Source organism: Yeosuana sp., from assembly GCF_057126245.1.
In genome coordinates this window covers 31,356-46,807 of the sequence record NZ_DBNGMQ010000092.1, presented here as the reverse complement: position 1 = coordinate 46,807, position 15,452 = coordinate 31,356, and the positions used below count along the sequence as shown (strand labels likewise).

Genomic DNA, 15,452 nt, shown 5'->3' with positions numbered 1-15,452 from the left:
AGATAATTTCTAACGATTTAAATACGGTTGGGTATGAATATTGTCCGTCTGATATGATGGCTACTAATCCTAAATGGTGCTTATCAATTTCACAATGGAAACGGCAATTTCAACGATGGATTACAGTACCCGATGAAGACAATTTAATGCTGTGTACCATATTTTTTGATTTTGAATTAATTTATGGTGATTCTGCTTTGGTAAACATCATGTCTGATAGTATTTATAAATCAATTCATTCTCATGAAATATTTTTAAACTATTTAGGTGTAAACGCATTAAAGAATCCACCGCCATTAAGTTTTTTTAGACAGTTTTTAGTTGAACAAAGCGGCGAACACAAAGACCAATTTGACATTAAAGCAAGAGCCATGATGCCACTAGTAGACGCTGCTAGGCTATTAACACTTTCAAATGGGGTCAAGACTCACAATAATTCCATTATGCGATTTACAAAACTGGTAGAACTTGAACCACAAAACAGAGACTTGTATCTTGAATGTATTGAAGCCTTTAAAAATTTATTACTTTTTAGAACCGAACAAGGCTTAAAACATAATGATTCAGGGAGATTTATTGATCTGGAGTCATTAAGTAAATCAAACCGCTTAGAACTTAAACATTGTTTTAAAGTCATAAAAGATATTCAAGAATTAATTTCAGTAAGGTTTAATCTTTCTCAATTTTTATAAGATGAAATGGTTCAAAAAAACAGAATACCCTGAGTATTGGAACACCTATTTTGCACATTTTAAAATTAAGGAAGAGACTAATGTTGACAGAATTAGATTTGTTGTTTTTGATACTGAAACCACGGGACTAAACATTAAACAAGACCGTATTTTATCAATAGGAAGTATTGTAATTTTTGAAAATACAATTAAAGTATCAGACAGTTTTGAATGTTATTTGAATCAGCGCATATATAATTCCGAAAGTGCAAAAATACATGGTATTTTACAAGATGGACATCATGAAAAAATAGAAGAAAAAGAAGGCATTATTCAATTTTTAGATTATATAAAAAATTCGGTTTTAGTGGCACATCATGCGGCTTTTGATTTGGCTATGATTAATGGGGCTTTGAAGCGTTTAGGTTTGCCAAAACTTAAAAATAAAGTCTTAGATACTGGACATCTTTACAATAAAACTAGTTTGAACAATTCCAACAAAACCCATTTTAGTTTAGACGATTTATCAAAGAAATTTAATATTACACAACACGATAGACATACGGCATCTGGGGATGCTTATATCACAGCGTTATTATTTTTAAAAATTATATCACATCTAAAACTAAATAAAAACATCACGCTAAATGATTTACAGTCTCCTGTGAAACGAATAGGTTTACTATAAAAAAGCACCATTAAAATGGTGCTTTTTACTTGTAATACATATAAAAATATTATAAGGCATTATCAATAATTTCTTGAACAACTTCAGGGTTTAGTAAGGTAGATGTATCCCCTAAATTACTAATATCTTTACACGCTATTTTTCTTAAAATTCGTCGCATAATTTTTCCGCTTCTTGTTTTAGGCAACCCACTTGTAAACTGAATTTTATCCAATTTAGCAATAGGGCCAATATGTTCTGTGATAATTTGATTGATCTCATTACGTACATTGTCATGAAGTCGTCCTTCCCCAGTTTCTTTTAAAATAACATAACCATAAAGCGCATTTCCTTTAATATCATGTGGAAAACCAACAATGGCAGACTCAGCAACTGCAGGATGTTCGTTAATAGCATCTTCTATAGGTGCCGTTCCTAAATTATGACCTGAAACGATAATAACATCATCTACACGACCTGTTATTCTGTAATAACCTACTTCATCCCGTAAAGCACCATCACCAGTAAAATATTTATTTTCAAAAGTTGAAAAATAGGTATCCTTATATCGTTGATGGTCGCCCCAAATTGTTCTTGCTATCGAAGGCCATGGAAATTTAATACATAAACGTCCTTCTACCAAATTCCCTCTTAACTCTATTCCAGTTTCATCCATCAAAGCAGGTTGAATGCCTGGAAACGGTAAGGTTGCATAGGTTGGTTTTGTTGGTGTTGCAAATGGTATAGGCGTTATCATAATGCCTCCTGTTTCCGTTTGCCACCACGTATCAACAATAGGACTTCGCCTCTTCCCAATCACATCATTATACCAATGCCATGCTTCTTCATTAATAGGCTCTCCGACAGACCCTAGTACTTTTAATGAAGACAGATCGTGTTCTTCAGCAAAAGAAATATTTTGTTTTGCCAAAGCACGTATAGCTGTTGGTGCTGTATAAAATTGATTGACTTTATGTTTGGCAACTATTTCCCAGAAACGCCCAAAATCAGGATAACTTGGAACACCTTCAAACATAACCGTAGTAGCTCCATTTGCCAACGGACCATACACTATATAGCTATGACCTGTTATCCAACCAATATCTGCTGTACACCAATAAATGTCATCTTCTTTATATTGAAATACATTCTTAAACGTATATGCTGTATAAACCATATATCCAGCAATACTATGAACCATTCCTTTAGGTTTTCCTGTTGAACCCGAAGTATACAAAATGAATAATGGATCTTCAGAATCCATAATTTCAGGTGAAGAATTATTATCTGCTGCATCCAATAACGGTTGTAGCCAAACATCTCGCCCTTCTTTCATTTTTATTTCTGAATTGATTCTATTAACAACTAATACATTTTCAACACAAGGACAGTTTTCTAAGGCTTCGTCTACAATGCCTTTTAAATCTATTGATTTTGACCCACGATAAGAACCGTCTGAAGTAAGGACTAACTTACAATCGCTATCATTGATACGAGTTGCTAATGCTGTTGAAGAAAAGCCAGCAAATACAACAGAATGGATAGCTCCTATTCTGGCACAAGCCAACAATGATACAGCTAACTCAGGAATCATAGGCAAATAAATACAAACACGGTCTCCTTTTGAAATACCTTTAGATTTTAAAACATTTGCCATTTTACAAACACGGTCATGCAACTCATTATAAGAAATATGTAGTGCCTCTTCATCCGGATTATTAGGCTCAAAAATAATTGCGATTTTGTCCCCTTTTGTTCTTAAATGTCTATCAATACAGTTTTCGGTAATATTTAATTTAGCACCTTCAAACCATTTTATTTCAGGTTTTGAAAAATCCCAAGTTAACACGTTGTCCCATTTTTTTCGCCACATAAAATGCTCTTCAGCGACTTCTTCCCAAAAATTTTCTGGGTCTCTAACCGATTTTCTATAAACTTGATAATATTCTTCTAAATGCTTGATGTGATAATTACTCATGATTTAATTCGTTTTTAGTGTTTTCCTACTTTATGTGTTTTTAGTTTGTGTATTATTTCATCTATAATAGATGGGTCATCAATCGTTGATGGTACCTTAAAATCATCTTGATCTGCTATACTACGAAGCAATTTACGAAGAATTTTTCCAGAGCGTGTTTTTGGCAAGCGCTCAACAATAATCACTTGTTTTAAGGCTGCAACGGCTCCAATACTTTTTCTAACATCACGAACAACTTCATCCTGAATAACAGATTCTGCTATCTCATTTTCAGATTTTTTTACTGCTAATGCCAATGGTATTTGGCCTTTAAGGTCATCATGAATACCAATAACAGCACATTCAGCTACGGATGGATGCGATGCCACAATTTCTTCCATTTCTGCAGTAGATAATCTATGGCCAGCTACATTTATAACATCATCAACACGACCTGTAATATACACATACCCATCTACATCTTTATAGCCACCATCTCCCGAGAAATAATATCCAGGAAAACGATCGAGATAACCCGCTTTAAAACGTTCTGGATTACCCCAAATATTCATTAAATTCCCTGGAGGTAATGGTAGTTTTACCGCCACAAAACCCTCCATTCCTGCATCAACGATATCGCCTTCATCACTCAATATTTGAATATCATAACCGCAAACAGGAAACGTTGCTGAACCAGGTTTTACTTTAGCTAATTCTAAACCAGCCATATTGGCTAACATAGGCCAACCCGATTCGGTTTGCCACCAATGATCAATAATTGGTATTTTCAATTTTTCTTCTGCCCACTTAAGGGTTGTTGCATCACAACGCTCACCTGCTAAAAACTGATGTTTTAAACTTGAAATATCATATTCTTCTATAAATTTACCTTGAGGATCTTCCTTTTTTATGGCTCTAAAAGCTGTTGGCGCTGTAAACATCACTTTAACTCGATATTCCTCAATAATACGCCAAAAGGTAGAGGCATCGGGTGTTCTAATAGGTTTTCCTTCAAACAAAATAGTTGTATTTCTATTTAATAAAGGTCCGTAAACAATATAACTATGCCCTACAACCCAACCAACATCACTTGCTGCCCAATACACATCGCCCGGATTAACACCATACACATATTTCATTGAGAATTTTAAAGCTGTTGCATAACCACCAGAATCTCTAATAATACCCTTAGGTTTTCCTGTAGTTCCTGAGGTATATAAAATATAGGATGGATGTGTAGATTCAACTTCTACAGGATCGGTAGGCGTTGCTGTACTAACTGCTTTTTGGTAGTCGATATCATAAGGCTTTCCGGGTGTATCGGCACCTAAATGTCTTTGATAAATGATAACACTACTTGGTCTATGTTCTGATAATTTAATGGCTTCATCGACATAAGGTTTATAGGGTATGATTCTGTCTATTTCAATACCACTAGAAGCGGTTATAATGACTTTAGGTTTGCAATCATCTATTCTAATTGCTAATTCATTAGGGGCAAATCCGCCAAAAACAACAGAATGAATGACACCTATTCTTGCACATGCCAACATTGCATAAACTGCCTGAGGAATCATAGGCATATAAATTATAGCTGTATCCCCTTTTTTTAAGCCAATATCTTTAAGTGCGCCTGCTAATTTTGAGACTTCTTTTAATAACCTATTATAGGTAATAATCTCTTTAGAATTAGTTACTGGAGAATCATAAATAATGGCATTTTGCCTTCCAAAGCCATCTTCAATATGCTTATCAATGCATAGATAGCTTAAGTTTAACGTACCATCTTGAAACCATTGATGATAATTATCATCATTTTTTAAAAGTATATTTTTTGGGGTTTTATACCATGCTAATTGTTGAGCTTGTTCTCCCCAAAATTGTTCCGGATTATTTATACTTTTTGAATAAAATTCTTGATACTTCATGGCTTCGACTTTTTAGAATTAAACATACCAAACCAATTAGGATTTAATATCTTCAATTTGATAAGAACCCAAATAATAACCACGAAAGAAATACCCATAACTATGGAATTTAAAAAACTCACGTCTGTATTATTCTCTAATTTAAACCGAAAGTATAAGGTAACAACAACATAGACACTTATTAAAATATCTGATGTTAAAGGGTTTAACTGAAACTTCATTTTTACTTACTTAAATTAAACATTGGTTTATTATGCACACAAAACCAAAACTTAATTTAGTAGTTCAAGCACCTCTGAAACTATTTTTTTTACTGAAAACGGCTTTGTTAAATACTTATCTGCTCCTAGTTTTAAGCCTTTTTCAATATCTGAAGCTTTATTTTTTGCAGTTAAAAAAACAACTTTGGTATCTTTTAAACTATCTTGATTCTTAATATAATTTAATGTTTGATATCCATCCACATCGGGCATCATAATATCTAATAAAACAACATCAGGAGAATTGTTTTCTAAAATATGTAATGCCTCACTTCCATCTCTTGCTATAAACACTTCAAAATCTTGTTTTTTAAACGTATATTCAAGTGTCATCACGATGTTGGGTTCATCATCAACAATTAAAATCTTCTTTTTCATAACATATTAGCGTATACAATTTACTTAAAAGGTAGCATAAAACCAAAGGTTGCGCCATTTTTTTTAGATTTTTTTGCCCAAATTTTCCCATCGTGTTGTTCTAATATTTCCTTACATATGGCTAAGCCTAAACCACTACCTTGCGGTTTTCTTGTATTTTGATTTTTCGACTGATAAAACTTATTAAAAATATAGTCAAAATCTTCTTCAGGAATCCCTTTACCATTATCAATAACATAGACTTCAACTTTATTATTAATCATTTTGTATTCAATGATAATCTTGCCTTTCTTTGGTTTAATAAACTTTAAGGCGTTAGACAACAAATTGGTTAATACTTGAACAATTCTATCTTCATCATAAGAAAAACGAAAATCGACCAGATTATCATTTATAATATTTACTTCTTTATTGTTTGCTAATTGTTGAACGCCCGCAATCGCATAATTAATCGTTTTTCTAATGCTATTTTCTTTAAGATTTAAATCATCTCTTCCTGTAGCTAATTTTTCAAAGTCAAGAATATTATTAATAAGTCTTGATAGTCTATCTGAATCTTTTAGCATATTATTTAGAAACTGAGACTTCATTTCAGAAGGCATGTCATCGTCGTCATCCATTAATAATTCTGTGGCAGCCCTAATACCAGTTATTGGCGTTTTTAATTCATGGGCAACCGTATCTAAAAATTCATCTTTTTGTTTATCCTTGGTTATAAGGTCTTCATTCGCTTGTCTTAATTTTAAAGCTAAACCAGATAATTCTTCCGATTTTTCTTTTAACATTTTATTGTTTGCAATAGTTTTTTTTGACTCTTCTAAAATCTTCAATACTTCAACCAAACTAACTTGCTCCTCTTTTACAACGCTTGCAATAAGAATTTTTGCTGAGGCACTTCCTATACTACCCGTTAGTAGTTTTTCTGAAAAGTTAATTAATCTGCTATCAGCCATATGGGTATTTGGTGGTATTTTATATTTCATAAAAAACAAGTTTAAAGCACGTTCAGCTCTTGCTTCTCCTAAAAACTTGATGAGTACATTTTTAATGTCTGAAACATAAGCTTCTCCTTTCCATACCAAGGCATTGTCTTGTAATGACGAATAGTTTTTACTATCGATAAACATTTCGGCGTAATTGCGTTCACGATAATTCCCTTTAGAAGTCAAAGAAAAAATCAGATAACTCATAACGTTTGCAGACATACTCCAAAAAAATGCATGTGCTGGAGGAGATAGAAAATCAATTCCAAATAGTGCATAGGGCCTTAATTCAGAAATATTAAATAACCCATAATCAGTAAAATCATGCACACCGGTAAAAGCTTCTATAGTAAACGGTAAAATCAACGTGTAAAATGTAATGAAAAAGCCCACACATATCCCTATAATGGACGCTTTTGAAGATCCCCTATTCCAAAATAATCCGATAAAAAAAGAAGGGGCTATTTGCGATATAATTACAAATGAGATTAACCCAATGGAATATAAAGACAACTCAATTGAAAAATTAATGTAAAAAACGTATGCTAAAATGATGATAATAAAAATAGAAATACGACGAATATTCTTAATGTAATAAGAATTTGCATCTGGTTGGCCTTTAATAAACTTATCTAGAAACCCATAAGGAATAATGAGGTTATTACTAACCATAGTTGATAATGCCAAAGTAGAAACGACTACCATTGAAATTACCGCTGAAAAACCACCCAAAAACACTAATAACGCTAAAAACACATGATTATATTCAAGAGGTAATAATAATGCAAAATATTCCTCATTAACTGTATTACCAAAGGTTAGTTTTCCTGCCCAGGCTATAAAAATGACAAAAACATTAAATAACAATAAATAAAGTGGAAACATCCAAATAGCTTGTTTTAAATGTTTTTCTCTATTGTTTTCCAATACAGACACTTGAAATTGTCTTGGCAGTAAAAATATAGCAATAAAAGAAATCATAATCATAAAAAACCAATCAAAACCAGCTTCTAACCCACTAAGCTTTGTTAAGGGTTCAAAGTTTGGTGTATTAGCAATTTTACCATATATATCTGAGGTTCCATCAAAAAGAAAAAAGGTAACATAAACACCAATAATTAAAAAAAACATCAATTTTAAGATAGACTCAAAGGCAACAGAAACAATAATACCACGATGTTTTTCTGAAGCATCGGTTCTTTGGGTTCCAAAAAACGTTGCAAAAACCGCTAGTAAAACGGCAATATACAATGTAGAATCATCAATAATACTGTTTGACACATAACTTGTGTCATCTGTTAAAATCTCAAATGTTTCTGAAATAGCTTTAAGTTGTAACGAAATATAAGGTACAATTCCAATAAAACAAATCACCGTAATCAAGGCTCCTAGAAAGCGATTATTACCATATCTTAAAGACACAAAATCCGCTAAAGACGAAATTTTTTGTTGTTTTGAAATACGCATAATCTTTCTCAAAACAATAATCCATAAAGGAACTGCGATAACAGGGCCTAAATAAATAGGAAGAAAACTTATTCCAGAATTTGCCGCGATACCTACACTACCATAATAGGTCCATGCCGAACAATAAATAGCCAAGGAAAGTGTATATACAAAAGGATTATTAACCCATTTACTTTTAGAATTTTTTTCAGCTAGAAAGGCGATATAAAATAAGATCGCTAAATAACAAATGATAATACAGATTAAAGCATAATTACTCATAATGCCGCCTTAAAACAATAAATGATACAACTACTGATAGCAACCAGATTGAAAATATTGAAAAATAAAATATAGGAATACCAAAAACATCACCGTCTAAATTATAAACCAATAGAAAAGGAAGGTTAAATAATAAAAACAAACTTATAGAAAGTACGATAAGCTTTTGTTCATGACGTTTTTTCATCTGTTAAATTTATTTATTTTAAAAGTAAGAAAAAAACAGTATTGCAAATCCATGCAATACTGTTTATATAACCAACCAACCGGCTATTAATGAGAAGAGGCTTCGCCTGCTCCACTAGGGATTCTTATACTTTCAACAATTTCTTGAACGTCTGCCGGAGGCGGTGATGTTAATCTTGAAACAATTAAAGAAACGATAACGTTTATAATCATAGCAACCGTACCAAAACCTTCAGGTGATGTTCCAAACCACCACTCGCTAGCTGGTCTTGCATCCATAACACCTATCAATCCTGTTTTATAACGAATCATGTAAAATAACATAAGTGTTATACCTACTATCATACCAGAAATAGCACCTTGTTTATTCATACGTTTATCAAATATTCCCAATATAATAGCTGGAAAAAATGAAGCTGCCGCTAAACCAAAAGCTAAAGCAACAACTGCAGCTACAAAACCAGGCGGATAAATACCAAATAAACCGGCAATGATAATCGCAACTAAAATAGCAATACGTGCCGCCATCAACTCCCCTTTTTCAGAAATATTTGGCTTTAATTGCTTTTTAATTAAATCATGAGAAATTGATGTTGAGATTACTAAAAGCAATCCTGCTGCTGTTGAAAGCGCAGCTGCAAGTCCACCTGCTGCAACCAATGCAATCACCCAATTTGGAAGATTGGCAATCTCAGGATTGGCTAATACCATAATATCTCTATCTACATATAATTCATTTTGTTCATCATTTGCATTAGAAATCATTCGTTCACCATTTACTCCTCTAGCATCTGTGTAAACTGGTTTTTTTCCGTTTAAAGCACTACCCGCTACGTATTGAATTTTTCCATCTGCATTTTTATCGGACCAAGCTATTAAACCTGTATTCTCCCAGTTTTTAAACCATTGTGGAATTTCTTTGTATTCTTTATTACTTACCGTTTCAATTAAATTTGTTCTTGAAAATACGGCTATTGCAGGAGCTGTTGTATATAAAATTGCTATAAATAATAATGCTAAACCTGCAGATTTACGCGCATCTTTAACCTTTGGAACCGTAAAAAACCTAACAATTACATGTGGTAATCCTGCGGTACCAACCATTAAGGCCAATGTTATTGCAAACACATCCCAAGTCGATTTTGTTCCACTTGTGTATTCGTTAAATCCTAATTGTGTATGTAAAGCATCTAATTTATCAAGAAGAAAGACTCCACCTTCAACTTTTCCACCCATTCCTATTTGAGGAATGATATTTCCCGTCATTTGCATAGAAATAAAAAATGCAGGTACCATAAAAGCAAAAATCAATACACAATATTGTGCCACTTGAGTATATGTGATTCCTTTCATTCCACCTAAAAAGGCAAAAACAAGAACCACTGTCATACCAATGATAACACCAAGATTAATATCTACTTGTAAAAATTGTGAAAACACAATTCCTACACCACGCATTTGTCCCGCCACATAGGTAAACGACACTATTAAAGCGCATATTACTGCTACAGTTCTGGCAGTATTTGAATAATAACGGTCACCTATAAAATCTGGCACTGTAAATTTTCCAAATTTCCTTAAATAAGGCGCTAATAACAATGCCAATAGCACATAGCCTCCTGTCCAGCCCATTAAAAACACAGAGCCATCATATCCCATAAAAGAGATTAAACCTGCCATACTAATAAAAGAGGCAGCACTCATCCAGTCAGCCGCCGTAGCCATACCGTTTGCCAAAGGAGAAACACCTCCACCAGCTACATAAAATTCTTTAGTTGAGCCAGCTCGAGCCCAGATTGCAATTCCAAAATATAGGGAAAAAGTAACCCCTACTAATATCCAAGTCCACGTTTGTACACTCATAATTTTTAATTTTAAAAGTTTAGTTAAGTTAAGGGTTTACTCGTCGAAACCATATTTTTTATCTAATTTATTCATCAGTCTTACATATACGAAAATGAGAATAACGAATACATAAATGGACCCTTGCTGTGCAAACCAAAAGCCTAACTTAAAGCCTCCTAATCTGAACTGATTTAATTGTTCTCTAAATAGAATCCCACATCCATAAGAGACTATAAACCAAATGGATAACAAAATCACTAAATATTTTAGGTTTTCTCTCCAATAGGCAGTTGCATGTTTTTGTTTTTCTGACATAGTTTTAGTTTTTAAAGGTAAATCATGGCTTGAAGTGTTAGTGTTGCAACGGCATCATTATTGCCGTATTTGGTATTAAAATACTCTAAGGTAAGTTTTGAATTATGACCACTAAAATAAGTGTTAGCCCCAATTCCAAACGACGTTGCGGTATCGTTAATAGCATCAATTTGACGGTTATCTAACTGGATATAAGGTTGAAATTTCGTTTTATTTTCGGTAGGAAGCACATATCCAAAATGACCGTGAATTAACGACCCCGTTTCATAGGTAGTTCCTAATGTATAATTTCTACCGTAATCATTAAATTGGACTAAAGCATACGCCGTAATAGCACCTCCATTACCCCCAACAGGTGCGTCATAAAAAGCATCCACGGCAAAAATAGAAACATCCTCATCAGATAAATTTCCGGAATTATCTGCCAGAACAGATCCTTTTGGATGTAAGAAAAAACCAGCACCAACATTAAACACTTTTTTCCCACCTAGGTAACTACCCACCTTATATGGTAAAAAATTAGATTCTTGATCTAAAAAGTTGTAATCAAAGTAACCAGCATAGACTTTTCCTGCATCTTTCGAGCCTAATAAGCGTCTTCCAGAATATACAGCAGCGCCGCCATTAACTGGGGTAGCTGAAGCTTGTAAATTATTGGTTATCGCTTCATTAATTGCAACGCGGTATTGTAGTTTTCCAAATTTACCCTTTAAATAAACTCCAATATGGCGTGCAAATTGATCTGTTAATCCAAGGGATGCCCATGCCTGACGTTGGTTATCTAGCATAAGTAAATTTAAAGTACTTTGATTGTTAGCACGTGAGATGCCATTCCAATAATGCAAGCCACCACCAATGGCATGGTCTTTACCTAAACTGTATTGTCCCCATACATCATGAAAGAATAACTGTGAACGCTCACCAGTTCCTATGGGAGACATATTATTTGCATTTAAACTGTTAAGTCCAAAATGAGTCAAGATTAAAAAATCTTTATTTATTTGGGCATACATTAAGACACGGGCACGACGTAAACTGAAGTCTGTATTAGACTGTTCATTTCCGTTGCCATCTAGAGCTTTGTCTGAGTTGTATTGTCCCCAAATTTGTGCCCAGGAAATGATTCTGAAATATTTAGAACCATCTTCATTTAAATTCACCTTTAAGCCACCATTATAATCTGGCGAACCTTGTGAAAACATGAACTGAACAAAAAACAAGGATAAAACTATCAGCGCGTTGAACTTTTTTTTCATAAATTTCTGAATGATTAGTTAACAAATTGGTTTTGTGTGCCTTGCTAATCTCCAAAAAAGTTACTGTTAAAAAAAAATCAATATATATTTCTGTTAAATTAATATAGTTATTCTCTAAAACGTTCCCATTTTATCAACATAAACTTATCTCCGAGTTCCGTTACAACAACCCCTGCTCCAGACAAATTATTAGTATTCTGAAAATAGTTTGAAAGCTCATTTGCACTTAATATTTTATATGTTGGATGATAGTTTGAACCGGAAGGCCGTTTAATATTATATTTTTTTACCCAGTTCATAATGCTTACATGAGAAATACCCAAAATACGCTCAATTTCTCTATATGTTAATCCTTCTAAATACAGCTGCAATGCCTTATTAACATAATAGTCATCAATTTTCTTGCCAATCTTATTAACAGTGAAATAATACCCACAATACTTACATTTATAGCGCTGTCTCTCATTTACAATGCCACTCTTAACATATCTGCTTGAGCTACAGTTTGGACAAAGATCAATGGTCATATATATTATTTTAGCATAAATATATTAAATTAGCAATATAAATAAAAATAGAATAGCTATTAACTTTCAAAAAATGATTACATGCTCTTTATAATATATTTAAGACTTAAAAACATTTTATTCAAAAAAATTATTAGCTACGATTTTATAAATTAGCACTATGAGAAACTCTATCGCAGAACGTGTTTTTGATTTTTTGAAAAAATACCCTCCTTTTAACATCTTAAAAAATGATGACTTGCTAGAAATTTCTAAACAAGTATCTATTGTATATCTTGAAAAAGGAGATACTGTATTTAAAAAAGGTGACAATTTTAATTGTGATTTTTATTTAGTTAGAAATGGAGCCGTAACCTTATTTCATAGCGACATTAACAACGAGCAAGAAGTTTTAAATATCTGCGATGCTGGCGACGTTTTTGGTGTTAGACCCCTTATAGCAAAAGAAAATTATAAATTAACCGCCACTGCTAACGAAGAATCTATAATTTACGCCATACCTATTGATATTTTTCAAAGGGTGACCAGCGAAAATGCTGCTGTTTATAAATATTTAATTACAGCTTTCGCAACTAATGCCTATGATCCATATACAGCCGAAGAAACTGATAAAATTTTTGTTGACTATTTACCACATAAGTCTCAAGACATGGTGAATTTTCAATCGGCTAATTATACAAAAAGACCTATTACCTGCAATATCCATTCAACCTTAAAAGATGCCGCAATAAAAATGAGTACTCATAAAATAGGATGTATTATTGTTATAAATGAACTTAAACATCCTGTTGGTATCATTACGAACAGTGATATCAAAAATAAAATTGCCACGGGCTTATTCCCTATAGAAACACTCGTTAGCAGTATTATGAATTCTCCTGTTATTACAGCTAAAAAAGGTCTAACAGTTGCAGATGGACAGTTACAAATGATAAAACATGGCATTAGCCATTTGTGTATTACAAAAGATGGCACCGCTAATTCCCGACTTACCGGTGTTTTAACACATCATGATATATTGGTATCATTAGGAAACAATCCATCGGTTATATTAAAAGCAATAAAACGAACTAAACGAACGAGAGAGCTTAGAGCAGCTAGATTAAAAGCCAATAATTTATTAAAGAGTTATCTGGAACAAAACATTCCGTTATCTCACATAATAAATATCATTTCTCAAATTAATGATGCCGTTATCGCACAAGCCATAGTAATCACCTTAAAAAAAATGCCTAAACGGCCTCCCGTGTCTTTCTCTTGGATGGCGATAGGAAGTCAAGGAAGAAAAGAACAGTTGCTATTTACAGATCAAGATAATGCCCTTGTTTTTAAGGATGTTTCAGAAAGTAAATACAAAGAAACTCAGAACTATTTTCTAAAACTTGCCAAACTGGTTACAAAATCTTTAAACAAAATAGGGTTTGAATATTGTGAAGCAGATATGATGGCAAGCAACCCCGAATGGTGTAAGTCTATTACTGAATGGAAACTACAATTTAAAGATTGGATTTTAAAACCAGATGAAAAAGCCATATTGTTATCGTCCATTTTTTTTGATTACAGTCATGTTTATGGAGATGAAACCTTAGTAAATGAATTATCCGATTCTATTTACGGAAACCTACATAAAACGTCATTATTTATAAAATTTCTAGGTACTGATGCCATAAAAAGTCCCTCACCACTTGGCTTTTTTAAACAATTTTCAGTTGAAAAAGACGGTAAAAAAAAAGATCTTTTCAATATAAAAAGCAGAGCACTCATGCCTTTAATTGATGCTGCCAGATTATTCATGTTAAGTCATAAAATAAAAGGTATTAACAATACTTCTGAACGTTATGAAAAATTAGCAGAAATAGATTCTAAAAATAAAGAACTCTACGAATCTTGTTCTTATGCTTTTAAAGCCTTATTAAAATTCAAAACAAAACAAGGATTACTTCATAACACTTCTGGTAAGTATATAGAATTAAAAACCTTAACTAAAGAAGAACAATTAAAACTACGTCGCTGCCTTAAACCTATTCACGAAATTCAAGAAAGTCTAAAATTACAATTTGATTTAAAAAACTTTATATAAATGAAGTTACCTTGGTTCAAAAAACAGACATCTCATTATCCAGATTTTTGGAAAAACTACATTGATTCCTTTAAAGAACAAAATCCAAAAGATATCCAAAATACACGCTTTGTTGCGCTAGACACAGAAACTACTGGTTTTAAAGTTAAAGAAGATCGTGTTTTATCTATTGGAGCTATTTCTTTTATTGATAAAAAGATTCAAGTGAGTGAGAGCCTAGAGCTATATTTAGAGCAAGATATTTTTAAACCAGAAACCGTAGAAATACATGGTTTAATGAAAAAAGGTACCTTAGAAAAGATCACAGAATTAGATGCGATCAAATTATTTTTGGCGTATATAAAAAATGATATTTTGATAGCTCATCATGCCAATTTCGACAAAAACATGTTTAACGAAATGCTTTTAAGACATGGTATGAAAGAACTAAAAAACAAATTTATAGACACTGGTACTTTATATAAAAAATCGAAGCACATTATTTATCAGGAAAATCTTAAACCCATTTCTTTAGACGATTTAGCTAAAGAACTTAATGTTCCTGTTGTAGATCGTCACACAGCCACTGGAGACGCGCTTATAACTGGTCTTATTTTTTTAAAAATTTTAGCACGATTAGATAAACGCAAACAACTAAAATGGGACTATTTATTAAATAAAGAATAGCATTT

General features: G+C 32.7%; 13 protein-coding genes. 4 read left to right on the top strand and 9 right to left on the bottom strand.

The features are described 5' to 3' along the window. A partial coding sequence (locus AC15TD_RS13075) for a putative nucleotidyltransferase substrate binding domain-containing protein (RefSeq protein WP_484452599.1) occupies positions 1–692 on the top strand: 692 nt, incomplete at its 5' end. 1 nt (position 693) lies between these two features. After that, positions 694–1,359, top strand: coding sequence for a 3'-5' exonuclease (locus AC15TD_RS13070; RefSeq protein ID WP_484452598.1), 666 nt, complete (start codon positions 694–696; stop codon positions 1,357–1,359). 49 nt (positions 1,360–1,408) lie between these two features. Here AC15TD_RS13070 and acs read toward each other — a convergent pair whose 3' ends face one another. The 9 genes from acs to AC15TD_RS13025 all read right to left on the bottom strand — a co-directional run bounded on the left by acs (position 1,409) and on the right by AC15TD_RS13025 (position 12,701). Continuing rightward, positions 1,409–3,316: an acetate--CoA ligase gene (gene acs / locus AC15TD_RS13065; protein WP_484452597.1), complete on the bottom strand. Its 1,908-nt coding sequence runs from the start codon at positions 3,314–3,316 to the stop codon at positions 1,409–1,411. Between the two features lie 14 nt (positions 3,317–3,330). Continuing rightward, positions 3,331–5,223, bottom strand: coding sequence for an acetate--CoA ligase (locus tag AC15TD_RS13060; protein WP_484452596.1), 1,893 nt, complete (start codon positions 5,221–5,223; stop codon positions 3,331–3,333). Then, on the bottom strand, positions 5,220–5,444 hold the full coding sequence (locus AC15TD_RS13055) for a hypothetical protein (protein ID WP_484452595.1): 225 nt from the start codon (positions 5,442–5,444) through the stop codon (positions 5,220–5,222). The genes AC15TD_RS13060 and AC15TD_RS13055 overlap by 4 nt, the downstream gene beginning before the upstream one ends. A 51-nt stretch (positions 5,445–5,495) precedes the next feature. Continuing rightward, positions 5,496–5,861 carry a response regulator transcription factor gene (locus AC15TD_RS13050; protein WP_484452594.1) on the bottom strand — a complete coding sequence of 122 codons (366 nt, stop codon included), beginning with the start codon at positions 5,859–5,861 and terminating at the stop codon, positions 5,496–5,498. A 20-nt stretch (positions 5,862–5,881) separates the two neighbouring features. After that, positions 5,882–8,572 (bottom strand): ATP-binding protein, encoded by a 2,691-nt coding sequence (locus AC15TD_RS13045; RefSeq protein ID WP_484452593.1) that lies wholly within the window; start codon positions 8,570–8,572, stop codon positions 5,882–5,884. A 273-nt stretch (positions 8,573–8,845) separates the two neighbouring features. Further along, positions 8,846–10,621 carry a sodium:solute symporter family protein gene (locus AC15TD_RS13040; RefSeq protein ID WP_484452592.1) on the bottom strand — a complete coding sequence of 592 codons (1,776 nt, stop codon included), beginning with the start codon at positions 10,619–10,621 and terminating at the stop codon, positions 8,846–8,848. A 36-nt stretch (positions 10,622–10,657) separates the two neighbouring features. Continuing rightward, positions 10,658–10,918, bottom strand: a complete 261-nt coding sequence (locus AC15TD_RS13035; RefSeq protein ID WP_484452591.1) for a DUF4212 domain-containing protein — start codon at positions 10,916–10,918, stop codon at positions 10,658–10,660. An 11-nt stretch (positions 10,919–10,929) separates the two neighbouring features. Then, complete coding sequence (locus AC15TD_RS13030; RefSeq protein WP_484452590.1) at positions 10,930–12,174, bottom strand: hypothetical protein; 1,245 nt, start codon at positions 12,172–12,174, stop codon at positions 10,930–10,932. A gap of 107 nt (positions 12,175–12,281) precedes the next feature. After that, the gene (locus AC15TD_RS13025; RefSeq protein ID WP_484452589.1) at positions 12,282–12,701 is read right to left on the bottom strand and encodes a transposase; all 420 of its coding nucleotides are present in this window, start codon (positions 12,699–12,701) and stop codon (positions 12,282–12,284) included. A gap of 160 nt (positions 12,702–12,861) precedes the next feature. On the opposite strand from AC15TD_RS13025, the gene AC15TD_RS13020 reads away from it, so the two are divergent. Together AC15TD_RS13020 and AC15TD_RS13015 are read left to right on the top strand one after the other, a co-directional pair. Then, entirely contained in the window at positions 12,862–14,781 is a 1,920-nt protein-coding gene (locus AC15TD_RS13020) for a DUF294 nucleotidyltransferase-like domain-containing protein (RefSeq protein WP_484452588.1), read from the top strand. Next, complete coding sequence (locus AC15TD_RS13015) at positions 14,782–15,447, top strand: 3'-5' exonuclease (RefSeq protein WP_484452587.1); 666 nt, start codon at positions 14,782–14,784, stop codon at positions 15,445–15,447. Positions 15,448–15,452 lie beyond the last annotated feature (5 nt).

Excerpts from the sequence above, each read along its gene's own strand:
- acs (WP_484452597.1), bottom strand. The coding sequence starts at position 3,316 with ATGAGTAATTATCACATCAAGCATTTAGAAGAATATTATCAAGTTTAT.
- AC15TD_RS13030 (WP_484452590.1), bottom strand. The coding sequence starts at position 12,174 with ATGAAAAAAAAGTTCAACGCGCTGATAGTTTTATCCTTGTTTTTTGTT.
- AC15TD_RS13055 (WP_484452595.1), bottom strand. The coding sequence starts at position 5,444 with ATGAAGTTTCAGTTAAACCCTTTAACATCAGATATTTTAATAAGTGTC.
- AC15TD_RS13025 (WP_484452589.1), bottom strand. The coding sequence starts at position 12,701 with ATGACCATTGATCTTTGTCCAAACTGTAGCTCAAGCAGATATGTTAAG.
- AC15TD_RS13050 (WP_484452594.1), bottom strand. The coding sequence starts at position 5,861 with ATGAAAAAGAAGATTTTAATTGTTGATGATGAACCCAACATCGTGATG.
- AC15TD_RS13035 (WP_484452591.1), bottom strand. The coding sequence starts at position 10,918 with ATGTCAGAAAAACAAAAACATGCAACTGCCTATTGGAGAGAAAACCTA.
- AC15TD_RS13015 (WP_484452587.1), top strand. The coding sequence starts at position 14,782 with ATGAAGTTACCTTGGTTCAAAAAACAGACATCTCATTATCCAGATTTT.
- AC15TD_RS13070 (WP_484452598.1), top strand. The coding sequence starts at position 694 with ATGAAATGGTTCAAAAAAACAGAATACCCTGAGTATTGGAACACCTAT.
- AC15TD_RS13020 (WP_484452588.1), top strand. The coding sequence starts at position 12,862 with ATGAGAAACTCTATCGCAGAACGTGTTTTTGATTTTTTGAAAAAATAC.
- AC15TD_RS13040 (WP_484452592.1), bottom strand. The coding sequence starts at position 10,621 with ATGAGTGTACAAACGTGGACTTGGATATTAGTAGGGGTTACTTTTTCC.
- AC15TD_RS13045 (WP_484452593.1), bottom strand. The coding sequence starts at position 8,572 with ATGAGTAATTATGCTTTAATCTGTATTATCATTTGTTATTTAGCGATC.
- AC15TD_RS13060 (WP_484452596.1), bottom strand. The coding sequence starts at position 5,223 with ATGAAGTATCAAGAATTTTATTCAAAAAGTATAAATAATCCGGAACAA.